19 protein-coding genes are annotated in these 24,542 nt (G+C 39.2%); 11 read left to right on the plus strand and 8 right to left on the minus strand.

What is annotated here, in order from left to right:
- Positions 1–121: 121 nt before the first annotated feature.
- The 4 genes from O0V13_RS04475 to O0V13_RS04490 all read right to left on the minus strand — a co-directional run bounded on the left by O0V13_RS04475 (position 122) and on the right by O0V13_RS04490 (position 4,727).
- Positions 122–1,720 carry a L,D-transpeptidase family protein gene (locus tag O0V13_RS04475; RefSeq protein WP_268033792.1) on the minus strand — a complete coding sequence of 533 codons (1,599 nt, stop codon included), beginning with the start codon at positions 1,718–1,720 and terminating at the stop codon, positions 122–124.
- A gap of 61 nt (positions 1,721–1,781) precedes the next feature.
- On the minus strand, positions 1,782–2,633 hold the full coding sequence (gene kdsA / locus O0V13_RS04480) for a 3-deoxy-8-phosphooctulonate synthase (RefSeq protein WP_268033891.1): 852 nt from the start codon (positions 2,631–2,633) through the stop codon (positions 1,782–1,784).
- A complete protein-coding gene (locus O0V13_RS04485; RefSeq protein WP_268033793.1) occupies positions 2,626–3,204 on the minus strand; it encodes a KdsC family phosphatase in 579 nt (192 codons plus the stop codon). The genes kdsA and O0V13_RS04485 overlap by 8 nt, the downstream gene beginning before the upstream one ends.
- The gene (locus O0V13_RS04490; RefSeq protein WP_268033794.1) at positions 3,186–4,727 is read right to left on the minus strand and encodes a bifunctional GNAT family N-acetyltransferase/carbon-nitrogen hydrolase family protein; all 1,542 of its coding nucleotides are present in this window, start codon (positions 4,725–4,727) and stop codon (positions 3,186–3,188) included. Before O0V13_RS04490 ends, O0V13_RS04485 begins: the two co-directional genes overlap by 19 nt.
- Positions 4,728–4,896: 169 nt before the next feature.
- Here O0V13_RS04490 and O0V13_RS04495 point away from each other — a divergent pair, with 169 nt between their 5' ends.
- From O0V13_RS04495 to O0V13_RS04510, 4 genes are all read left to right on the plus strand, one after another.
- Complete coding sequence (locus tag O0V13_RS04495; protein ID WP_268033795.1) at positions 4,897–5,805, plus strand: mechanosensitive ion channel family protein; 909 nt, start codon at positions 4,897–4,899, stop codon at positions 5,803–5,805.
- Positions 5,806–5,828: 23 nt separating this feature from the next.
- Entirely contained in the window at positions 5,829–7,298 is a 1,470-nt protein-coding gene (locus O0V13_RS04500; RefSeq protein WP_268033796.1) for a potassium/proton antiporter, read from the plus strand.
- 69 nt (positions 7,299–7,367) lie between these two features.
- Positions 7,368–8,294, plus strand: coding sequence for a hypothetical protein (locus O0V13_RS04505; RefSeq protein ID WP_268033797.1), 927 nt, complete (start codon positions 7,368–7,370; stop codon positions 8,292–8,294).
- Positions 8,295–8,367: 73 nt separating this feature from the next.
- Positions 8,368–10,020: a Na/Pi cotransporter family protein gene (locus tag O0V13_RS04510; RefSeq protein ID WP_268033798.1), complete on the plus strand. Its 1,653-nt coding sequence runs from the start codon at positions 8,368–8,370 to the stop codon at positions 10,018–10,020.
- On the opposite strand, the gene O0V13_RS04515 is transcribed toward O0V13_RS04510, so the two are convergent.
- Together O0V13_RS04515 and O0V13_RS04520 are read right to left on the minus strand one after the other, a co-directional pair.
- On the minus strand, positions 10,017–10,841 hold the full coding sequence (locus O0V13_RS04515; RefSeq protein WP_268033799.1) for a universal stress protein: 825 nt from the start codon (positions 10,839–10,841) through the stop codon (positions 10,017–10,019). The two genes, O0V13_RS04510 and O0V13_RS04515, sit on opposite strands and share 4 nt — an antisense overlap.
- 101 nt (positions 10,842–10,942) lie before the next feature.
- A complete protein-coding gene (locus tag O0V13_RS04520) occupies positions 10,943–11,404 on the minus strand; it encodes a GNAT family N-acetyltransferase (RefSeq protein WP_268033800.1) in 462 nt (153 codons plus the stop codon).
- Positions 11,405–11,474: 70 nt separating this feature from the next.
- Between O0V13_RS04520 and O0V13_RS04525 the strand changes: the two genes are divergently transcribed.
- On the plus strand, positions 11,475–11,984 hold the full coding sequence (locus O0V13_RS04525; RefSeq protein WP_268033801.1) for a RidA family protein: 510 nt from the start codon (positions 11,475–11,477) through the stop codon (positions 11,982–11,984).
- Between the two features lie 48 nt (positions 11,985–12,032).
- Entirely contained in the window at positions 12,033–12,551 is a 519-nt protein-coding gene (locus tag O0V13_RS04530) for a hypothetical protein (protein WP_268033802.1), read from the plus strand.
- A 445-nt stretch (positions 12,552–12,996) separates the two neighbouring features.
- On the opposite strand, the gene O0V13_RS04535 is transcribed toward O0V13_RS04530, so the two are convergent.
- Both O0V13_RS04535 and O0V13_RS04540 read right to left on the minus strand, forming a co-directional pair.
- Positions 12,997–15,834: a PD-(D/E)XK nuclease family protein gene (locus O0V13_RS04535; protein ID WP_268033803.1), complete on the minus strand. Its 2,838-nt coding sequence runs from the start codon at positions 15,832–15,834 to the stop codon at positions 12,997–12,999.
- The gene (locus O0V13_RS04540) at positions 15,831–19,082 is read right to left on the minus strand and encodes a UvrD-helicase domain-containing protein (RefSeq protein WP_268033804.1); all 3,252 of its coding nucleotides are present in this window, start codon (positions 19,080–19,082) and stop codon (positions 15,831–15,833) included. The genes O0V13_RS04535 and O0V13_RS04540 overlap by 4 nt, the downstream gene beginning before the upstream one ends.
- 196 nt (positions 19,083–19,278) lie before the next feature.
- Here O0V13_RS04540 and O0V13_RS04545 point away from each other — a divergent pair, with 196 nt between their 5' ends.
- From O0V13_RS04545 to O0V13_RS04565, 5 genes are all read left to right on the plus strand, one after another.
- Positions 19,279–19,809 carry a GNAT family N-acetyltransferase gene (locus O0V13_RS04545; RefSeq protein ID WP_268033805.1) on the plus strand — a complete coding sequence of 177 codons (531 nt, stop codon included), beginning with the start codon at positions 19,279–19,281 and terminating at the stop codon, positions 19,807–19,809.
- Between the two features lie 173 nt (positions 19,810–19,982).
- Complete coding sequence (locus O0V13_RS04550; protein WP_268033806.1) at positions 19,983–20,627, plus strand: hypothetical protein; 645 nt, start codon at positions 19,983–19,985, stop codon at positions 20,625–20,627.
- A 151-nt stretch (positions 20,628–20,778) separates the two neighbouring features.
- On the plus strand, positions 20,779–22,671 hold the full coding sequence (locus tag O0V13_RS04555) for a tetratricopeptide repeat-containing sensor histidine kinase (protein WP_268033807.1): 1,893 nt from the start codon (positions 20,779–20,781) through the stop codon (positions 22,669–22,671).
- A gap of 27 nt (positions 22,672–22,698) precedes the next feature.
- Positions 22,699–23,508 carry a creatininase family protein gene (locus O0V13_RS04560; RefSeq protein WP_268033808.1) on the plus strand — a complete coding sequence of 270 codons (810 nt, stop codon included), beginning with the start codon at positions 22,699–22,701 and terminating at the stop codon, positions 23,506–23,508.
- A gap of 49 nt (positions 23,509–23,557) precedes the next feature.
- Complete coding sequence (locus O0V13_RS04565; RefSeq protein ID WP_268033809.1) at positions 23,558–24,118, plus strand: pentapeptide repeat-containing protein; 561 nt, start codon at positions 23,558–23,560, stop codon at positions 24,116–24,118.
- Positions 24,119–24,542 lie beyond the last annotated feature (424 nt).

The following is a 24,542-nucleotide window of genomic DNA, read 5'->3' on the forward strand; positions in this document are numbered from 1 at the left end:
AGATCACTTGAAATGGATATTTTACTTAAAACCAACAAACCCACCCAAAAATCCAATTGGGTGGGTTTGCGAATATTTTTCCCAGCATTGTGGAAAAGCTACAACAGAAATTTAATGCAAATTACTTTCTCAAAGCTGTAAGAACTTCCTGATCTCTACCATAGATATCAGGTCGAAAATGACCTTTCCCATTTGAATCAGCCCAAAAAGTCAAATACAAAATCACGACAGGTATTTTCCGGTCCAAATTGACAATTTCCTCATGATCCAAATGCATGGCTTCATCGATTTTTTGGGGAGTCCACCCTCTATTTCCCTCCAAAAGGATCTGGGCAAACTTGGCAGGATCCTGCAATCGGATACATCCATGAGATAGAGCTCTGTCTTCTCTGGAAAACAAAGACCTAGCAGGGGTATCATGGATATAGACACTATGCTTATTGGGGAACATAAACTTCACCAGACCCAGGGAGTTACTTCCACCGGGCTTTTGACGAATCCAATATGGAAAAGATTTGGAACTGAAATCAACCGTAGAAGGATCAACAACTTTCCCCGCTGAAGTCACTACTTCCATGTTTTTGTCGCGAAGGTAGTTGGGATTCTTGCGAATCGAAGGCAAAATCTCATTTCTGGTAATAGAATAAGGAATATTCCAATAGGGACTAAAAACAATATAACTCATTTCTGCCATAAAAATCGGAGACTCATGATATCGCTTCCCAACTATAACCTTGGCTGTATGAATTGTATCCAGTTTATCAATCAGATCCAATTGAAAGTTGGCAATATTTACCAAGATAAATTCAGAATTATCAACAGTATCCGGCAGCCACCTCATCCTTTCAAGATTGACAGAAATCTTATCTATCAAATCTGAAGGTGACTGATTTAAGGAAAGAATTGAAAGATTCCCCAAAATTCCATCATCTTCCATTCCATTTTCCTGCTGAAATGATTTAACAGCTTCTACCAAAGCAGAATCATAGTTTTTGGAACTGATATCAGCCGAATCACTCAAATACCCCCAAAACCTCAACCTCTCTCGAATAACCGGAATATCCGAATTGGAATCTCCCGGCTTAATGGATTTATTGATTTTTATCTCTTTCCAATCCAGGCTGTCTTTTTCTTCAATATTTTCCATGGCTCGAAGGACTTCACGGCCATTTCTATACATCATAAACTTGGGATAAAGGCTCACCAAATAAGACCTTAATTGACCGCCTTTTGTAGCCTCGGTCAATAACTGTCCATAATCAGTATTCTTCACAATTGGGGGAATCTCCCACTCTGACTTTAGTACCGATGGATCAACTCTTCCTATCTCCAAATCTTTAGCAAGTCTGAAAAATGCATCAGTTAAGAAAATATCCAGATCAGCGACATCTGTAATCTCATTGGAACTTCCTGAATCTTTATTTTGCTCAAAAGTTTCAAAAAAAGCATCAAACAATTCCAAATGGTAATCTTTAGGGTTCAGTCCATCGTATTTTGCCTGCTTTATCTCAAAGCGTAATTCGTAAGCCATTTCCTTTAAAATCCCATTCTCGGACCAAACTGGAACAAATTCTCTTGTAGTATAAAAAGGAAACAATTCATCTCCCGATACGAGTTGAATCTCGCGAATTTCCAATTTTTCTTTCGGTTGGTCTGTCTCAAACCTATGCCTAATCTGATTAGCTATATCATCCTGGATTCCAAAGGAATATTGATTCATTAAAAAAAGAAAAACCGAGGTAACTAGCACTCGGTTTAATCTAAAAATGGTTAATCTCATATTAATCTTCAACTTTAAAATCCTGAAACTTTCTTCCCAAAGTCCATGCCTCTTTGAGCATGGGAAGAAATTCACTCATTTTTCTTAAAGGAATCAAATTAGGCCCATCACTTAATGCTTTAGCAGGCTCTGGGTGAGTTTCAATAAAGAATCCATCAATACCAGTTGCAGCTGCAGCTCTGGCCAGAATGGGAGCAAATTCTCGCTGTCCCCCACTGGTTCCACCTTGCCCTCCAGGTTGCTGAACAGAATGGGTAATATCAAATACCACCGGTGCAAATTGCCGCATAATCGGAAGCCCTCTCATATCTACCACCAAATTGTGGTAGCCTAGAGAAAAGCCTCTTTCCGTCAAGCAGACATTATCATTTCCGGCATTTCTTACTTTTTTGACAGCATACTGCATATCTTCTGGTGCCATAAATTGCCCTCTTTTGATTTTCACCGCCTTGCCTGTTTCTGCTGCAGCAAGCAAGAGATCAGTCTGACGACAAAGGAAAGCAGGAATCTGAAGTACATCCACGACTTCAGCCACATCTTTGGCCTGATAGCTTTCATGAATATCCGTAACCAACGGGACGTCCAATTCCTTTCCCACTCTTTGAAGAACTTCCAAAGACTTATCCATTCCGATACTTCTAAAAGATCCTGAGGATGTTCTGTTTGCTTTGTCAAAAGAGGCTTTAAACACATATGAAAAGCCATTCTTATCAGCTAATTCTTTTACCTGAGAGCCGATTTCCATACAGATATCGAAACTTTCTACAGCACAAGGACCAGCAAAAAGGACCGGTTTCTCGGATCCCAAAACAATCCCTTCACGGATTTGCATGTTGCTGGAAGTTCTATTCATCATTTTTTTCAATAAAGGTTTGAATCAAAGGAAGTAGCCTTCCTTTGGAATGTAAAATTAAATCCGCTGTTTCACGAAACACTCCTTTTCCCCCATCCAATGGAGACACATAATGTACGTAAGGTTTCACATAGGCCAAAGCATCTGACGGAGCTACTGCCAGTCCCACTTTAGTCAAAATGGGTAAATCAATCAGATCATCACCGATATAAGCCACTTCCTCCAATGCGATTTCCATGGTTTCCAATATCTCTGAAAGCTTTTTAAGCTTGTCTTTGATCCCGTGGTAATGAAAGTCAAAACGCAACTCCTCACAACGATTCATCACGACTTGAGATGATCTGCCTGTAATCGCACCAACCATGATATAGCTTCTTCGTAGGTGGTGGACAATCAATCCATCTTTGACATTGAATTTCTTGAATTCAATTTTATTGTCATCGTAGATCACCCCACCATCAGTTAAAACACCATCGACATCAGTGATCAGCAATTTTATTTTTTTTGCTCTTTCCCACACCTCTTCAGAGACATGTGAGTAATAAGCTTTTACTATTTCTTCTGCTTCCATTGAATTGAATAAAGGTCCAGTCTGCGCTGCTCCAAGTTACGCACACTACCTGCTTTTCTTTGTTTGGTTAATAAATCTAGATCCACGTCGGCAACGATGGTTGTTTCGGCATTTTCTGAAGCTTGAGCCACGATGGAATCATGGGGAAATGAGAAATCCGAAGGTGAATAAATTGCCGCCTGAGAATACTGAATATCCATATTTTCAACTTTTGGCAAGTTACCTACAGAACCTGTGATGGCTACATAACACTCATTCTCGATCGCTCTTGATCTTGCACAGGTATTGACTCTTAAAAACGCATTTTTGGTATCAGTCCAAAAAGGAACGAATAGAATATCCATATCCTGCTCAGCCAAGATTCTGCCCAATTCGGGGAATTCCACATCGTAGCATATCAAAATCCCTATTCTTCCAGCATCGGTATCAAACACGTTGATCCCGTTACCTCCTTGAAGTCCCCAATAGGCCGACTCATCAGGAGTAATATGGAGCTTGTATTGCTTGTTTTGGGTACCATCTCGACGGCAGAGATAACTCACATTTCGGAGTTTCTTCCCATCATATTCAGGCATGGAACCGGCAATAACATTCACATTGTAAGAAACTGCCAACTCACTCATTCTAGCAACGATTTCATCTGTATAATCAGCTAAATTCCGGATGGCTTCTGAAGCATCCATATCATTGAACTCAGCCAACATCGGTGCATTGAAGAATTCAGGAAATAGACAAAAATCAGACTTGTATCCTGAGATTGTATCCACAAAAAATTCCACTTGCTGCATCAAGTCATCCACATTGGCGAATCGGCGCATTTTCCACTGAACCAATCCCAGACGGACGATGGACTTCTTATTACCGATCAGCTTTTCATCTTTCTCATAATAGATATTGATCCATTCAAGCAATGTAGCATAAGCTCTTGAATCAGTATCTTCAGGAAGGTATTTGGTAATAACTTTCCTTACGTGAAACTCATTTGCCAATTGGAATGAAAGTACTGGATCAAAAATCTCTTTATTTTTGACCAAGTCGATGTACTTGCGAGGTGTCATCTCATCCGCATACTTGGAATATCCTGGAATTCTACCACCGGCAATGATTGACCTTAGGTTTAGATTTTCACACAATTCCTTTCTAGCATCGTACAGACGTCTTCCCAATCGCATACCCCTGTATTCATGATGAACAAACACATCGGTTCCATAAAGGGTATCCCCTTCTTCATCATGAGTATCAAACTTTCCAAATCCGGTAATTTGATCATAGGTATGGTTATCTCCAAACCGGGCATAGTCCACCACCAAACTCAAAGCAGCTGCGACTACTTTGCCATTATCTTCGATACAAATTTGTCCTTCTGGGAAAGCTTTGATTTGATTTTTCAGTTCCTCACGAGTCCAGGCACCACCTTTGTTTTTATAAATTGCCACCATGATTTCTCGAATATCATCATAATCAGATAGTTTGATATTCCGAAGCTTAAGCCGGTGTTCGAGTTCTTCTTTTTGCTTACTCATATTTCAAAATTACAGAATGTCCATTGAAAATTTCTGATTTTGGAGCTTTTGTCAAGCTAAACAAAATTTTCTTCCGAAATCACAACAAGTCTATCTTTAAAAGTGTTTTAGGTCTAGGTTTTTAATATTTTAAGCCAAAATTACAGAATTAAGTATCAATAATTACCGCATGCAAACAGATACTCTTGCAACTTCCACATCAAATAGCTTAGATAATTTTCATTTACTGGAATGGATAGAAAAATTGATGAATCTAAGTCTTTTTAGACTGGGAGAATCGCATCTAACTCTAGGTTTGCTCTTAGTATTGATCATTTCTTTTGTCGCAGTTTTTCTCATTTCAGAGCTATTTAGAAAAATCCTTGTCAATAAAATCCTGACCCGATATGAAATCAACATCGGGACGCGCCAGACGATTGGAATGCTCGTCAAATACATTCTAATTATAATTGGTGTATTTACCATTCTCCAAACCAATGGAATTGATTTGAGTGCGTTGGGAGTACTTGCTGGTGCCGTCGGTGTTGGTATTGGTTTTGGTTTGCAAAACATCACAAACAACTTTATTTCTGGATTGATTATTCTATTTGAGCAACCAATCAAGGTTGGAGATAGAATCGAGGTCGGTGACGTCAATGGAGATGTAATCAAAATTTCGGCTCGATCAACCATGATCGTTACTAATGATAATATAACCATCATCGTTCCGAATAGTCAGTTTATCGACAGCCAAGTAATCAATTGGTCACATAGTGATAGAATGGTAAGGTTCAATTTCCCTGTAGGAGTTTCCTATAAGGAGGATCCAGAAAAAGTCAAAAACATACTTTTAGAAGTTGCCAAAAACAACCCAGGTGTAAGAAACACTCCCGAGGCCGATGTCCTTTTTGATGAATATGCCGATAGTAGTATTAATTTTACACTTCGGGTGTGGACCTCTGAATACATCAATAGACCTAAAGTCTTGAAGAGTCAGCTCTACTTTGAAATCTTTAAAAAATTCGGTCAAGAAGGCGTTGAAATCCCATTCCCTCAAAGAGATATCCATATTAAGTCTAGTATGGAAAAAGTGGATTAAATCATACCTGACCATTTCCTCACATGGAATTAACCAGTGAAAACATACTTTTAATTGGCTCCAGCCTATTAATCATCAGTATTTTAGTCGGAAAAACCTCAAATAAATTCGGAGTCCCAACGCTCGTTTTGTTTTTGGGTTTGGGTATGCTAGCTGGTTCTGATGGGTTAATTGGAATTAGGTTTGACAATCCCGGTACTGCTCAGTTTATTGGAATCGTATCTCTGAATTTTATCTTGTTTTCCGGAGGCTTGGAGACGGATTGGAAAACTGTCAAACCTGTTTTAGGTCAAGGAATCTCACTTTCCACAATTGGAGTTTTGCTCACAGCACTTTCGCTGGGGCTTTTTATACATCTAGTCACAGACTTCACCCTTTTTGAAGGACTTTTGTTGGGATCTATTGTCTCTTCTACAGATGCAGCAGCCGTATTTTCAATCCTTCGTTCGAAAAGCATTGCTTTAAAAACCAATTTGAGACCAACGCTCGAACTGGAAAGTGGCTCCAACGATCCGATGGCTTATGTCCTGACAATTTCCTTTTTGTCATTGGTTCTACAGCCAGAAAAATCAGTTTGGGAGATCATCCCATCCTTTCTGGCTCAGATGATTATCGGGGGATTGCTTGGTTTTCTATTGGGAAAATTCGGTAAATACCTGATCAATCTAATCAAATTGGGATTTGAAGGATTGTATCCCGTCTTGATGATTGGATTGATGTTTTTCATCTTTTCGGTGACCGATTTTGCAGGCGGAAATGGTTTCTTGGCGATTTACATTGCGGCAGTTTATTTGGGAAATCAGGACCTGATTCATAAGAAATCCATTCTTAAGTTTTTTGATGGTTTTGCCTGGCTGATGCAAATTGTCCTTTTCCTTACTCTGGGTTTACTTGTGTTCCCTTCACAGATATTGCCTTTTATGGGAATTGGGATTTTAATAGCTATTTTCCAAATTTTCGTTGCCAGACCGCTTGGAGTTTATTTGAGTCTTTTACCCTTCAAAATGAAAAACCGACGCAGGCTTTTTATTTCATGGGTAGGATTAAGAGGGGCTGTTCCTATCGTTTTTGCCACATATCCTTTGATAGCAGGAATCGATAAAGCCAATGCAATTTTCAATATTGTATTCTTTATTTCTCTTATTTCCATACTCCTTCAGGGAACTACGCTAGGCCTTGTAGCCAAATGGCTTCATGTGGCACTTCCTGAAAAAGCGAAGAAAATCCTACCCATAGATTATCTGCTGCAAGATGAAACCAAAACTGCGATGGAGGAAATCCAACTTTTTCCGACAGATGCAGTAATAGGCAAACGCATCGTAGAAATTGGCTTTCCCACAGGGGCAATTATCGCGATGATTAAGAGAGATGGACTCTACATTACTCCCAATGGCTCCACAGAATTGGAAGGAAATGACCTCCTGATTGTTCTATCAAATAACCAAGAAGGAATCTCAGCTGTAAAAAAATGTCTTTCAAAGGAACAGGGATAAAGTTCACATATCTTTGATAGTTTATTGATTAAGAGTATTTTTCGAAAAGTTTAGGCATATAGCTATAGAATGAGAAAGGTTTTACTAGTTTTTCTTTTTTTCCTTTTGGGCAGTGAAGCTTTCTCGCAAAGTTTTTACCGCTACCGCTTTGAGGAACCATGGTCTTTCTCAGCCAGCATTGGCCCTTCTCAATACTTTGGTGAGCTTTATTCATTTTGGAAATACAATGAAGGTGTTCAGCCTGACTGGAATGCAAATATTGCTTTTCACTATACCTTCGGAACTCATCTGCGGGCAAGAGGAGATTTTTCTTACATTAAAATATCTGGTCAAGATCCTCCTTCCGACCCTAGAGCTTATAGAACACCAAGAAATCTAAATTTCCGAGCCAAAAACTGGGAAATGGCTGGAATCATCGAATACTATTGGCATCCAGTAAAGGTTCCAAATATCCATAGACCCCTATGGAATCCATATATCTTCTTCGGTGTTGGGATGACCACCAATAATCCTGAAACTCAACTGGATGGAGAATGGGTGGATTTGAGACCACTCCAGCTTGAAAACAATCCCTACGAGCGATATATCATCACTTTCCCAATGGGTTTGGGATTTAAGTACAAGCTCAATGTCTATATGGACTTGACTTTCGAAGGAAACTATCGATTCACATTGTCAGATTACATGGATGATATTTCTGCATATAATGTCAGTGAATTCTATTTGGATTTGGTGGAAGACTATGTCAGCGGAAACAATCCTGATCGACTTCGTCTAGCTATCAGGAATCCAAACTTCATGGATGATAATGGATTGCCAGATGTAGATAAAATCCTTAGAAATGGAGGCCGAATTCGTAGAGGCTCAGGTTTGAGACATCGATTTGATGGCTATATGACCGTGAATGTTGGCCTGGAAATCCACTTCTCAGAAGATATCTTCCAGAACTGGATCTTCCGAAATCGAATCTATGAAAAACGATTCCGATTCTGGTAATCCTGAATTTTATCATTTTTCAAGAATAGGATTTCCCTTATTTTCCCATAAGATTCTACTTTGAGAGCAAGGAATGGAAACATTTAACTATTGGGAGTTTGTAGCCGGATTGGGAATTTTCCTTCTAGGGATGAACCAAATGGAAACTGGGTTGAAAAATTTGGCAGGTCGCTCTTTCCGAAACTTGCTTCAAAAATTTACCAATAAACCCTGGAAAGGAGTTCTTACGGGAACTTTCATAACCGCAATTCTTCAGAGTAGCTCTTTAGTAACCTTAATGGTTTTGGCTTTTTTGGGAGCTGGATTGATCAGTTTAAAAAACACTCTTGGAGTAATCCTGGGAGCCAATTTAGGCACCACTTTTACAGCCTGGATAGTAGCGACATTAGGTTTCAAAGTCAGCATTGCTTCCATTGCACTCCCCTTTATTGGTATTGGTGCTCTGGTTTATATTTTCTTTACCAATCGCCAAATATTAAAAAACATCGGCGTTCTCCTGCTGGGATTTGGATTCCTCTTTTATGGAATCGAATTGATGAAAACTTCCATCGAGGAACTTGCCAACCAAGTCGATTTAAGCCAGTTCTCAGATGTCCCTGCTTTCGTTTTCTTTCTTGCTGGTATCGGTTTAACAGCCCTAATTCAATCAAGCTCGGCCACTTTGGTGATCCTATTGAGTGCCCTTCATTCTGGATTTATAGGTTTGGATCAAGCGGCAGCAGCAACCGTTGGTTCGAATATAGGAACTACTATCACTGTTATTTTTGGAGCTTTTCAAGGTACTCCTGATAAGAAACGGTTGGCATCATTTCACTTACTTTTCAACCTCACAACCGGGATTTTGATTCTTCCATTTTTGCATCTGATTTTGAATTTTCTTCAAACTCTCGCTTTTGGAAAAGATCCATTGATCGACTTGGTGATCTTCAATAGCTTTATGAATCTAGCTGGAATTCTTCTTTTCTACCCATTCTTGGGAATCATCAGAAAGTGGCTCAAAAGAAGATTTGTCAAGGAGAAAGAACACTTGACGGTCTATATTCAAAATGTGGAAACTTCCATTCCAGAAGCTGCTTTGAAGGCTTTGGAAAAGGATTTGGATTTGGTTTATGAGAGAGTAAAGCAGTTTATCCTTCAGGTCAGTGGAAATATTCAGGAATCCCCCATGCAAGTCTCTATATGGAAGAGGGTTCTGGGACATCCATTTGAAATCATTGAGGAATACAATGAAATAAAAGTTATCGAAGATGAAATAACGGCTTATCATATCAAGCTTCAAAGCGAATCCATGAGTGAATTGGAAGCAAAAAGACTCACCTCTTTGATGCTCTCTCTACGCATGATGGTGTATGCAGCAAAGGCTTTCAAGGGAATAGCTCAAAACTTGAAAGATATTGATGATGCCGAAAGAAACCTTCCAAGAAACCTTTATAAAACTATTCAAAGTAAGATTCAGGATACTTTGGAAAAGATCGATGAACTGAAAGCTCAAGAACTGGAAAATGAGCAGATTCCAGAATGGATCAAGCTTTTGGAAAGGGACAGTGAAAAAGAGATTGAGGAAATCTATATCGAAGCTAAAAGTCATAAAACGGATATCCCTTTTTCAACATTATCTAATGTGATTAAAGAATACATTCGGGGATTATACAATTTGGGTGCTTCGGTGATTCATGCAAAGCACCCAATTCAGGCTGTTATGGACTCTCCAGAGCCAAAACCTTAGATTTTCACGCTCAAGACTCCCAGATCGCTTTTAAACAAAACTGTTTCTGTTACCCCTACTTGGTACGCTGGACTTGTTTCATGGTGACCAGAAACCACCACCAGCCATTTGATCCCATGTTCTTGAGAAAAATTAATTAATCCACTTTCTACTTCATTGGCATTGTAGATATGCTGGTGAAACACGATCTCTTCATGTCCTTTTTGGAAGGAATCCATCCCAGTTTTGATGACATCAGATGCGGTAAAATGCTCCGGAGTATTCACAAAAAGCAAGTGAACGCTGCATTTGAAAGGTTTGATCAAGGATTTTAGAATCTCAAAAGCTTTCTTAGATCCTTCATTGAAGGTAGATGCAAAGGCTACTTTTCGGAGGTCATTTCCATCCAATGCTTCCTTCACTCCCAAAACTGGGCAGATGGCATTTCTCATTACTTTTTGTAAGGTCGAACCGATAAACTTCCCTTCGGCAAAACCTTTTCCATGGGCTCCCATCACCACCAATTCTGCCTCAAATTCTTGGATTGCTTTGAGGATTCGTTCACTAGGAGTTCCGACTTTTACAACAAATTCAATTTCAGATTTGGATGGTGCTACCTCATCGATGTATTTAGGCAATATGGATTGGGCTTCTTCTTTCTCCTCAGCGATCTCGGTAAACTTCTTTTTCGCTTCCTCAGTCAGATTTTCATAATCCAAATCTGAAGGGATAACTGTGACAGCAATAATTTTAGAACCACTCTTATTCGAAATCTTTTGGGCAGTCTTTAGGGCTGCCAAGGAGTAGGTCGAAAAATCAAAAGGTACGATAATGGTTTTCATGGCTATTTTGTTTTTGTTTTAGCCAAGATCCAAAAATTCCACAAATTAATATCTAAAGGAATATCAGAGATTAAGCTGATAAATATCAGTAAATCAGACAACTATAAATCTAATTCCATAGCAAGATCACAACGAACATATTTATCATTACAAAGTTGCACCTCTTTGAAGCCCAATTTCTCATAAATTGACAAGGCAGCTTTTAACTTAGAATGGGTAAATAACACCACCTTTTCGGCCCCTTTCTCTTTGGCAATTTCCAAAATAGCATCTCCTAAAATCCTTCCAACACCTTTGCCTTGTGCGGACCTATCTACACCCATTTTAATCATTTCATAGGTTTTCTCATCCACTTTGGCCAAGCCAACAGTACCTACAACTTGATTTCCAATTTTTGCAAAAATGATTTCCCCTCCTTTGTCCAAAACATACTTCTCAGGGTTCTCCAATTGTTCCTTGTCGAAGGGTTCAATTTCAAACAACTCTTCGACCCACACTCTATTGATGGAATCAAAATAGGGTTTCAATTCAGGTGAAAACGGGAGAATTTCTACTTTTTCCATGGGTGACAATGCTTGTAAACAACTTTTTAATATTATTCTGCTAGATTAGTTTCATACAAGCAAATATCCAATGAAAAACATCCTGATTTTATCTTTTTTAATCCTTGGCTTCAGCCAAATCTCATTTTCTCAAACTCAAAGCCCAGAAGCAAAGCTCAAAGAACTAGGCTATGAACTTCCAGAAATCTCCGCTCCCATCGCCAATTATGTAAAGTGGAGACAGGTAGGAAATATGTTATATCTAGCGGGAACAGGTCCGGATGTATTTGGAAAAGTAGGTGCAGATCTGACGAAAGAAGAAGGATATGAAGCGGCCAAAGAAACAGGCTTGGAAGTAATCGCTGTCCTGAAAAAAGCTACGGGAGATTTGAGCAGAATCAAGCAATTCGTAAAAGTATTGGGAATGGTCAACTCAGATCCTGATTTCACTGCCCAACCAGCTGTAATCAATGGTTTTTCAGACTTGATGGTCGAAGTATTTGGAGAAAAAGGAAAACATGCCCGTTCTGCTGTCGGAGTAGCTGCCCTACCTAATAATATGGCGGTAGAGATCGAGGTGATCGTGGAATTGTATGATTAAAGTGGCATACTTTTTACATTTTTTTTCATCCCATAAACTTTTAAAACAATGTCAACAATTATCCTTTTAATATTCTCTTTTTTAACATCAAATCTCCAAGAAAAAACAACTTTTGATGCCTCCAAATTCACCTTAGATGGGATTTCTTGTTTTCAGACAACGGAGGCAGAAATCAAGAAGACTTATGGAGATGTAGTTCTTACCGAAACAGACTATGAATGTGGCTTTTTCTCAGTTGATCAGCCTGGAAGCCCTTATTTTCAAATGATTTATCCTAACATCAATTGGATAGGAAACTCAAAAGAGGGGTATCAAATCGATGAAATCAAATTCGATCCAGAGGGAAAAATTCAGTTGAAATATGAGGATTTTGTTTTCTCAGGTTTGAATACTCAAGAAGAGTTGGAAAGTTTTATGGGGGAAAAATCAAATTCAATTCAAATTCATCAAAGAGATGATGAAGTTTTAAGGAGTTTATTCAATTATTTTGACAAAAGTGATGATGCATTAATGCTGATTTTAAAAGGTGGAAAACTTATTGAATTTCATTATTGGAGCCCTTGTTAAGGATTATTTGATTTTCCTGAAAAAGCGGAATTAATAACTCGAATATCAATAGTTCGACCCGCTTCGGGGTCGTTGTGTGTAGCTTAGCTTTTACCCCCGGTTTCACCGGAGGTTATTGAAGGTTCGACCACTTTGTGGTCCAATAACAAGAATATCCTCAATTCAACACAGATACCATTCCTGCTCCACCAATTTCTCTAATCTCCAATCGCAATTCTCCAAACTCCTTCCATCAATGCCCATGATCCTGAAAGGATCAAACCATTAATAACCATGGGTGCAACCCACGATTAACAAAGCCCCAGAACTCAGCCGACTTGGTACTTTGTACATGGTACTTGGTACTCACAGTCCTAAATATCGAACAGTGAATGCCGAACTTCGAATAACGAAGCCCCAGCGTTCGACCTACTTGGTACTTTGGACCTGGTACTTAGGATAATCCTCACCGCCCACAAATCTCCTTAAAAGGACAGAACTTACACTTTTCCTCATCTTCTGTCTGCGAGAATGGAACCTCAGGATCTAGGATTTCTCCCAGCATACCTGACAATCCCTCCCTAAATTCTTCTTCAACTGCTTTGTAATCCTGAATCTCCTGCCCGTTCATCTGAAGGAATGGATTGAACTTGGGATTATAGATTTCCCGGATATTAAAAATCCCCGGTTTCAATGGCTTTTGATTCTCAGGATGCTCGAACTGATAGAAATAAGCATACAATAAAGTTTGCATAGCTGCCTTATTTCTTTTCTTTTCATCTCTGTCAAATAAGGACTCAATGGAGAGGACTTTCTTATCGTCTTTCCCGGTTTTATAGTCAATCAATCTGACTACTCCATCCTTCAAATCAACCCGGTCGATCACCCCTTGAAGAGCAAAGTTGACTACCCCATCTTTCGTTTGGACAGGAATACTTGCAGGTACATCCGCTTCCACTCCTAAAATCGTAAACTCACCATTTTCCTGATCGTATTTCAAAATGGCCTCGAGGTACTTGATAAAAATCTCTCGAGCAATCTGTAGCTGACCAGAATACTCCATGGATTTCCCTTCTTCTACCTGATAGAAATTTCGGATGGCTTGATCTACAGCTTCAGTTGCCTGAGGCATCAATCGATCAATTTCATGGGAATCAATTTTCCTTGGAGTCTTGGATTCGTCCAGGCCATAGATGGTCTCAACCGCATTATGCAAAATCGTCCCAAAAGTAGAAGGATCAATCTCCGTGACTACCTCCTCTCTCTCCTTCAAACCAGCCACATAGCGGAAGTAAAACTTCAATCTGCAATCCAGATACATATTTAATGCAGAAGCAGATAGAGGGCGGTTTTTGGACACCGGATGCTCTTTGGCCAAAAAGATCTTCATATCATTCAGTACTTCTGGAGTCTTCTGAACCTGAATTTCCTTGGCAGGTGTCAAACCAACAGGGACCATGGATATTTCCGGTCCAGCCACTCCCATTTCTGCTTGCATTTGCTGAAGAAAACGGCTCATTTCCCCTGCTTTTCCCTGATCTGCGGCGGTGGTATAAATCAAATGAACTTCTTCAGCTCGATGCAACAATCTATAAAAAGTATAGGCATAGATTGCATCATTTTGCTCCTGAACTGGCAAACCAAAAGCTCTTCGAAGATTGAATGGAATCATGGAATTGATCCCGCCACCAGGAGGAAAACTTCCTTCATTTAGATCACAAATGATCACTCTGCGAAAATCCAAGTTTCTGGATTCAAGCACACCCATCATTTGAAGTCCCTGCAAAGGTTCCCCCTCAAAGGGAAGTTTCAATTCTCTGAAAATCTGACGAAATAGCTTCAGTACAAAATCAATTTTAAGAGTCTTGGAGTTATTCCCTTGGAAAATTTCCTTGATTCGATTCAGTTGCTTGAAAGCTTGAAACAGATAGGATCTTTGAACTTCATCATCCTGGAGATCCTGAGCCAAATGCTCCATCAATTGTCCCAGATATTCAAAAACTCCAGATGGATCTACCTGTTGAAAAACCAATTCCGAAAGCTTGGACTCACCAACTAATTGACTTGCTGGAATTTCTAAGAGGTTTTCACCTTTGATTTTTTCCAATAAAGCCTGAAAATGAGCCTGATCCTCTTTCAATAAATAAGGAAATGAAAGCAAATCTGTAACCGGCTTATGGTAAAAATTCACAACACCTTCCCGAATTTTCACATAGCGCTGAAGGTCTAATACCGCATCCAAAAAAGCATAAACTGGCGCATTTCGGACCGGATAGCCCATGGTCACATTCAGCTTGTCTATATCCGATGGCAATGAATGCAAAACCGGAAACAGCAATTGCTCATCAGGCAAAATGATGACCGTTTCTTCTAATTTCTCATCAGAAGGAAGCTCTTCCAACAGCTTCCCAACTAAATTTGCCTGATTGGTTTTTAAGGGAATGGAATGAACGTGAATATCATCTTTCTTCAGTCGAACTTCATCTGGGATTTCTTCAGGAAAAGTTTTTCCAAAAATTGAATCCTTTTGGTAATCTCTGAAAAACAAACCGGCTTCTTGAATGGGATCTTTGAGATAATATTGATCAACATCCCAAAAGATCTCCGCTCCAAATTCTTTGACGAAATGCCCGATCAACTTTTCTTCAGTAAGAGTAAAGGCATTGAAACCAATGAAAACGTAATGTTTTTTGGGTTTTCCGATTGCCTTCAGGTTTTCTGCAACTTGCCTGTACAATTGGCCTGAATAAGCCAATCCGGCAGTTTTTAGTCGATGTTGGAAGTCTTCATATAAGCGACCCAAAATCTGCCAAAATCTCAGAAATTTCTGTTTTTCCTGATCATTCTGCTTCTCAAAGGCCAACCAAAACTGAGAAATCAGATCTTTTTGTTCCTCCGTCAGGAAACTTAAATCAGATTCAAATTCCTTGATTTCGGCCAAGTCTTGATACAAGACTTTTGCGGGAGCCATAAATTGGTCCAAATCATTGAAATCCTTGAGAATCAACTCGCCCCAGAAATAAAAGCGATCAAAGTCTTCCGGCTCCTCCTGAATCTGTCTATACAGTTCGTACAATTCAAAAATCAGGGTCAATTCATCGGCTGGAGCCTTTCCTGCCAATCCATAAAACACCTGCTCAATCGTTTTGACCTCCGGCATCCAAACAGGGTTGTCGATCAATTCACCGAGATATCTGGTAAAGAATAAACCTGCTCTTCGGTTTGGCAATACGACCACCAAGTCCTCCAATTTTCGGGGAGAATCCAGAAGCTTTTGTGCTGTTTCTTTCAAAAATGGGATCATACTTCGATAATTTCAGTGGGTTCCAAATAGCACAAAAAGCCTTTTACCGGTTTTTGGCTCAATTGATGGACTAATCCCATGTATTCTTTGACTTGTTTTGGATGAGAAGCGTATTTTTCTCCTGTTTTAAAATCAATGACCAAGACTTCATTTTCGCCTATCAGGACACGATCTGGCCGCTTTTGATGTCCTCCAGGCAATAATATCCCTTGTTCTGCCAAAGTCAGATAATCTCCGCCAAACCAACTTTGGAACTGCGGCAATTCAAATAGTTTTTTCAATTGCTCGCTTACTTCCTCAGCTGTTTCACGATCAATTCTACCTTCAAAAGTGTATTCTTGAAGAAGCAATTCAGCATCTTTTTGAGTTTTCGAAGCTGCCAAAAGCTCATGGACGATCACTCCCAATCTCCTCTGAGCTCGAGCATTCAAGCCATCTCCTGAAAAATCCCAAGCGATGGTTTTGGTTTTGAGCTTCGATCTCCAATCCTGCGTTTGCCATCGCAAGGGTTTGGGCTTAAAGGTTGATTTTTCCTTTTCCACCTCGATAGTTGCCCATTCACCAGCTTCAAAGACTAGATTTTCTGCATCCCAATGTTGACTTGAACCAAATTCAGAAATTTGAAAACCTGAAGAAAAAAGGCTATAAAGGATATTTCCGGTAGATTTTTGACTGACACCTTTTGATTTGCTATTGGTGAAATTGGAATAGCCCCAAATCACTTCCTCGGCGCGAGTAAAAGCCACATAAAGCATATTCAAGGAGTCCAAATAGGCCAATCTGACTTCATCTTCATAGGCTTTGGAGAAAAAGGAATCCTTCAAAGTGCTGCCATGCGTCAGAGGAACGATGGTTTCCAAACCTGTATCGGTTGCAAAAGGAGACCAAATAATAGGTGCCTGCAATCCGTCTGCAACCACTTTCCAATCCAAAAACGGCATGATCACCACTTTGTATTGAAGGCCTTTGGACTTATGAATTGTCAAAATCCGCATGGCATCATGATCTTCGGGAATTTTCACTGTCCTCTTTCTGCTATTCAATTCCCACCAGTCAAGAAAACCAACCAAGTCCGCCCGATTATTTTTCACAAAATCAAAAACAGCCTCTTTGAATCCGGATATATAGGCCAAATCTGCCTGGAGCTTCATCAAATCCAAAAACTCAATGCTTTCCTCCATCAACTCCAATAATGGCAACTGCAAGAATTCATTCAATCTGGATTGAAGTTCTAAATCCTTGTCTTTGAGCTCAGGAACTTGCTTGAACTTGTGGAAGAGTTCGTGAGAAAATGAAATCCCGTGAAGCAAAGCAAAATAGTACCAGGCTGTTTTCAGGGCCACCCGGTCGGCAGGATTACTTAGGTAGTTCCATAGTGCCAACAAGCATTTGACGGCTGCGGATTTATCCAAAAAGAGAGATTCCTCGGAAAGAACATCAAATCGATAGCCTGAATCAGGATGATCTCTGTCATAAGCCATCAAATGATCTGCTATTTCTACTCCTTGAGAATTCTTTCGAACCAGAAATGCGATATCTTTCAACTGATAGCCTTTCTCTTGCAGATCCATCACTACTTGAGGAAGTTTCCCCAAAACCCCTTCATCATCCTCTTCCTCCTCTTCTTCAGATTGATAGGGAGAACGAGCGGGTATTTCCCTAAACTCAAGGCGGATTTTGCCTTGGAAGTCCAATTGGAATTTACCCTGTGGAATTTCTTGAATGGAATCATCAAATGCTTTCGTCAACAATGATTCAGATTCAAAGCCAAACTCTCTTTCCATCCCTTCCTCCATCAAAATTGGAAGTGTCTGAAAAAGGGAATTATTAAACTGGATGATTCCTGGAAGACTACGGTAATTGGTTGCCAGGTTTTTCTCCTGGATATAGGAAACAGGAATCTGGGCTTGAACCTCGTTCAACAACAATTCAAGCTTCCCTCCTCTCCATCGATAAATCGACTGCTTGACGTCTCCAACCAACAAATTTGTATTTCCTGAAGCTAATGAGTTTTCCAATAATGGCTTAAAGCTAGACCACTGGAAATCAGAAGTATCCTGAAACTCATCAATCAGGTAGTTTCGGTATTGATTCCCGATTTTCTCATAAATAAATGGAGCTTCATTGTCTTTGGTGATTTCCTGCAAAAAGTCATTGACATCCGAAATCAAGAGAATACTTTCTTCATCTTTCAATTCCCTGAGTTCTAATATCAGGTCTCTAAAAACTCCAAAAGCATTGAGGTTTCTGTGTAATGCTTCTAGAGTGTTCCAATGCTTTAGTTTTTCAGGTAAGGATAAAAGTAAATCTCTTAACCCAGCATCAGCTGAAGCACATATAGAGGATGCATTTGGATTCTTTTTTCCTGTAAACCAGGTTTCAATACCATTAATTTTATCCCATTGTTTTTCAGTTGGCTGGGTAAAAGGTTCTTCCTCTTTTCCTAATTTTGATAGCCGAATTACAAAGTTAGAAGTCCCACCTCCACCAGAAAAATCAGTCCACTCTAACCCATGAGCAACTCGGATTTCATCGGCTTTTTGCCGCATGGTTTCTGCCTCGGCTTTTAATTTGGCTCGTTCATCACGAATGTATTTTCGGAATTCTCCCAAAAAGCCTTCCTTTGCTACACTTTGCTGAAAGAGTAATCGGTATGCTTTGAAGCCTTCTTTGAAGATTTCTTTTCCCAGACTTTTGATACCATTCCTGATATCCCAGGACTTTTCATTTTCGATCTGTTCTTTGGCATAGTCCACTAGCCAGGCCCTCAGGTTTTTATCCTGACTGACCTTCTCTACGATCCGATCCACCAACCTCTCCAAAACAGCATCTGTATCCATTTCAAGATCAAATTTGGCCTGTAGATCCATTTCTCTTTCAAAGGACCGAATAACACGCTGGAAAAATGAATCAATCGTACTGACTGCGAAATAACCGTATCCGTGAAGAATGTGAAGAAGCGTTTCTTTTGCTCTGGACTGAAGCTGTTTTGGGTTCAAATCCAAAGATTCCATCAAAACTTTCTCTAGATCACCTTTCGGATTTACCCTTTGACTCAACTGACTCAAAACCTTCAAAATACGCTCCTTCATCTCCTGAGTGGCCTTATTGGTAAAGGTTACAGCTAAAATCTGCTTGTATGCAGATCGAGGGTTTTGAAGTGCCAGTTTTAAATATTCCAGAGTCAAGGTGTAGGTTTTTCCTGACCCGGCGGAAGATTTATAAATTATAAAGGGTTTTTGCTCCATGATAAAAAGTCTGAGCCCGAAGATAGAAAACCTCCCTTACTTTCGAATTCCAGACTGGTCTAATTGACAAAAAATGTCGCTTTTAAACTTCAACTAAATTCACTCAATTGGAAAAAGAAAGATTTTTGAACATCTTACTTGTGTAAAGTTTAGAGTACCCATATCATCCTTACTATTTCTAGCTTTCTGATCAACGATGAAAACCTACATTTTTAAAAGTGATCGGCTCGGATTTCGTATATGGAATTCAGCTGATTTGGAGGCATTTGCTGCAATAAATCAAGACGCTGAAGTGATGCATTTTTTCCAAAACCCATATACTGTTGAAGAAAGTAGAGATAGGATGAAACTGATGAATTCCAATTTTGAAAAGGACAATTTCTGTTATTTCGCGGTTGATTTTTTAGAAACTGGCGAACTAGCGGGAACACTAGGAATGGGAAGAAAATCCTTTCCAGCAAGTTTTACTCCCTGTATTGATATCGGATGGAGATTTGGTAAAAATTATTGGAATCTTGGATTAGCTACTGAAGGCGCATTGGCTTGTCTGGAATATGCCAAAACACTTGGAATAAAAGAAGTTCATTCTTATGCATCTACCTCTAATAAAGCCTCCACTCGAGTCATGGAAAAAATAGGAATGGAATTCCTAGAAGAATTCGTCCATCAAGAACTACAGGATTCTCCACACCTTCAACCTTTTAGTGCTTACAAGATAACTTTGTAAAGTACAATCTAGTTGGTTTTTATTCAGTGAAAAATTAGAATTTTTATATTATTTAACTTATTTTCAAGTAGTTAAGAGAATTTCCAATTTTGTAATCTCCGATTCGGGAAGTTTTTTGGTCTCCATACTGGAGTATTTTTCGATTTCGATTATCAACCCAAAATATTTTAACCATGAAAAATTATTTAATGAGCAATTCCGCAAAATTGGCGGGTTGCTTTAGCATCATTTTCCTTATGTTCGGATGTATGGCAGAGACTTCTGAACCATCAATCCAATCAGATCAACTAACAGAGGCAAGCTTGGATAATGACTTTTACACTTATCCTCTGGAAAATATGAGGATGGATCCGGGAACCTTAAGCATGGTTGCCACCCTCAGAGCCACTACAGCAAAGTATCATCGAATTGAAGTTGCAATGGAAGATGGATACTTTCAAGGGACACCCTGTGTATCAAGTCCAAATGGTGGAATGGGATATCATTACATCCGGCCTGACAACCCGGAATTCAACCCAGAGGAAGAGAATTCAATTCCATTTGATGGTACCTTTGATCCAACTATGCCAGAAGCCATCCTTTATGAAATGGACAAAAATGGTAAAATGAAATTGGTAGGGATCGAATTTATTATCGATGCAGAAGCCTGGGATGCAGAAAATGAAATGCCTCCTTATTTCGGAATGCAGGAGTTCGATGAGCCTGATGAAGTACACAACCCGCTTCCATTTAGAAACTATCAAATACACGTCTGGGCATGGAAGCACAACCCATCAGGGATTTTTACTCCATTCAATCCAAACGTCAAATGTGAATAGTAAAAAGGCCCTTCTCAAAAAGGGCCTTTTTCATTGATTATCAATTAATTCAACTATTCGTTCACTAAAAAAAATTTAATAGCATTATTTTAATATTTGTCTGAGTAGGCTATCTTCCCATTCTAAAAGAATCTTTTCAAGACATCACCTAATGTCAAAATTAATATTATTGATTTCTATGGCCTGGGCTTTCTTCCCATTTCAGGAGGAAAGTTCCGTCCAAAATGAATCAGAATTTTTATTGGACTCATTGATCGACAAAGGGGAAAAATACCTTTATGTTGAATGGGACAGTGCATTTCATTATTTATCTCAAGCAGATTCTATTGCGCGCCTTCAACATGATGAGAACAAAATTGGCAAAATTGCTAATCTATTCGGGACGCTTTATTATGTGGAAGGAGACTATGTAGAATCCATGAAGCATTATACTGCTGCCAATGAAATTTTTAACAAAACTCAAGATGAATCGGGGTTAAGTTATGCTCTAAATGGGCGAGGACTCATTTATCTAAGCCAAAACGAACTTGAAGGAGCTATTGATATTTTCAATCGATGCATTAATATCAATAAGTCTTTGGGGGATACTTATGGAATTGGAAAGAATTATTTCAACAGAAGTATTGCAGAGTCAGATTTAAGGCAATTTGATAAAGCGCACAAATCCATAAATCTGGCACTTGAGTATCTAAACGATCATAGAGATCGCGTGATATACACGATGACACTGAATAGAGCTGGAAAAATCTATTTTGACGAAGGTAATCTTGAGGAATCTGAAAAATATTACAAACTCGTTCTAGATTATCCTGGAACATTGACCAATTGGGCTAATGCATTTGCATATTCCGGACTTGCCGAAATTGAATTAGCCAAAGGGAATAATAGAAAAGCATTGGAGTTTGGGGAAATAGCTGAAAATTATGTCAATAAAACCAGAGGATATTGGGATAAAGGAAGGTTAGCCAATGTAATGATGTCTATCTATGAAAACCTTGGACGATACGACCAAGCTCTGACTAATTCAAAACTATTTAAAGCCTATTCTGATAGCCTATATAGCGAAAACAAAAACGCTGAAATCAGCTATCTTCAACTCCTTTTGGCGAATGCTGACAATCAAAATCTTCAGCAGGAGAAAGAGTTAGCAGAAAACAGCGCTGAGTTCAACAGGAAGTTTACAATTATTCTCACCATCGTTCTTTTTGGCCTAATAGTAGGATTTATCCTTTATGGGAGAGTCATTAAGCAAAAAGAAAAAATCAATCAGGTCCTACTTGAAAAACAAAACCAAATCCAAATCCAGAACGATAAGCTTGAAGCAATCAATGAAGAGAAAAACAAGCTATTTTCTATTCTTTCCCATGATTTAAAGGCTCCTATCAACTCTGTAAAGCAACTTTTGGAACTGGAGGAAAAAGGAGTACTTGATGAAGAAGAACAAAAAAATGCCCGTAAGCTTTTGATCAAACAAGTATCAGACACAGATCAGATGCTACGTAAACTACTTAGATGGTCCCATGCTCAACTGGACGGAATTCTCACTAATCGAACTCCAACCAATTTATCAGAAATCATTAATGAAGAAGTAGATCAGCTAGATTATCAAACTATTTCTAAGAACATTAATATCGATGCTTCGATGACATTTGACAGTCTACATGTTCTTGTAGATCCACAGCAAGTTCGAATCATTCTTCAAAATTGCCTTCAGAATTCGATCAAGTTCTCTAATCCAAATAGCGAAATAAAAATATGGAATTCCCAACATGATGAGGATGAATATGTAAACCTCCACATCAAAGATGAAGGAATAGGAATTTCAGAAGAAAAATTGTCTGAAATATTCACTCAGGTTGTACGCGTAAAATCCACAGAAGGTACACAAAAAGAGAAAGGTACAGGATTGGGATTGCTATTGGTGAGGCAGTTTATGGAAAAAAACCAAGGCCATATCCAAATCCAAAGTAAACCTGGTGAAGGAACAGAAATCATTCTTAGTTTTGAGAAAATCAATATTCCACAAGAAAAAATTGATTCCTAATTCAAAATTATCGCCAGCTCTTATCCCATGAAAAAACTTTTTGTCCTTCCTATTCTTTGCTTGTCTTCAATAATAACTCTGGCTCAAGAAATATCTACCCGAGAAATGGATAGAATCAACTGGATGGAGTTTGCAGAGTTTGTTCCTGAGAAAATCAATACTGTATTACTTCCCACAGGTACCTTAGAGCCCCACGGAGTGATCAATAATGGCGCTGACAATACTGCTCCTGCCGCCATGGCTAAAGATCTCGCTGCTGACCTTAATGCCATGATTGCCCCTACCCTGAACTATGGAATTACAGGAAGTATGGCTGCTTATCCGGGTGCATTTCAAATTACCGAAGAAGCCTACGGACCATTTATCCGAGATATTTTGAAAGGTCTGGCGAAAAACGGTTTCAAAAACATCATTATCCTCAATGGTCATGGAGGCGGACAAACTGCCGTTTTACAAGATATCGCCGGAAAAGTGGCCAATGAACTGGGAGTAAGAACTTTGGTGATCAATTGGTGGACCTATGCTTCTGATGTCACTATGGAAGTATTCAAAGAAGATGGCGGACATGCTGGACTCAACGAAACAGCCTACATTCAAGCAATCGATCCCACTTTGGTTCACAAAGAGCGATACAAGCCTGAACAAGCTACTGCTTACCCACAAAACAAAGCTTGGTCTGCAGTTCCTTTCCCTTCCTCCATAGGTCTTTATCAGGAGGGACAAGGCTATCCAAACTTTGATCAGGCTCAGGCAGATGAATACTTTGAGAAAGTAAATGAAAAAGTCCTAGAACTGATTCAGGATACCATTGCCAAATGGGACCTGGCTGGACTTTAAGTTTCTACCATTTATCAATTCAAAAAATTAGTTTCTATACTTAGTCTTCATGTCTTATTTCTCAGATCAGACTTTCAAAAATCTTAATCAAGCAGACTTTCAAGCGGGAGAATATGAATCCTGCATTTTCGAAGGCTGCAACTTTTCAAGTTTAGATTTTAAAGGTTGCTCTTTTGAAAATTGTGAGTTCAAAAACTGTGATCTAAGCAATATCAAAGTCAATCAGGTTTCCTTTCGGGAAGTCAACTTTGATACCTGTAAAATCCTAGGGGTACACTTCAATACTGCTAACCCATTTTTGCTGGAGTTCAGCTTTAGAAACTGCCAGTTGGATTATTGTAACTTTTATAATCTACAGCTTAAGAAATCCAGCTTCATTGACTCTCGGATGCTGGAAGTAGACTTTTCCCAATCCAATTTGACAGAAGCCAACTTTCAGGGTTCGGATTTGAGTGGAGCTGTCTTTGATCAGACCACTTTGGTGAAGGCTGATTTCCGAAATGCCCAAAACTACCGAATTGATCCTGAAATCAACCGAATCAAAGGTGCACGATTTGACTTAGATGGACTTCCGGGTCTGCTGGGTAAATATGGGATTAAGATAGGATAGTCTTCTATTCCTCTCCCCGACATTTTTCTACAAAATCAATCTAACTACTTGATTGATGAATTTCTTTTTGTTTAAATTATAAACACTCAAATGTTAAAATAATTGACAATTTAGCAGAGATACAATTGAAACTTGCTCCATCCAGTCGTAAGATAGCTCTGTAAGCATATATAACTAAGATAGCCTAAAGGCAGATAGTGCTATTGAAATAATTGGAAATACAGTTGAAATAAACCTCCCTCCGGTAGGTGATATACTGTCTCGTTCTATTTCGCCGAAGGCTTACTAGGAAGCAAAGCGACCTTATTTCAGCAAAGCTTTATCTCGGATGACAAAGGAATTATCTCACCTAAGGCATATCTCACGGGTGAAGCGAAGTTTATCTCGAGCGAAGCTTGTATGTCAGACAACGGAGGAGTCTATA

Origin of the sequence: Algoriphagus sp. PAP.12 (genome assembly GCF_026652115.1) — a bacterium.
GTDB lineage: Bacteria > Bacteroidota > Bacteroidia > Cytophagales > Cyclobacteriaceae > Algoriphagus.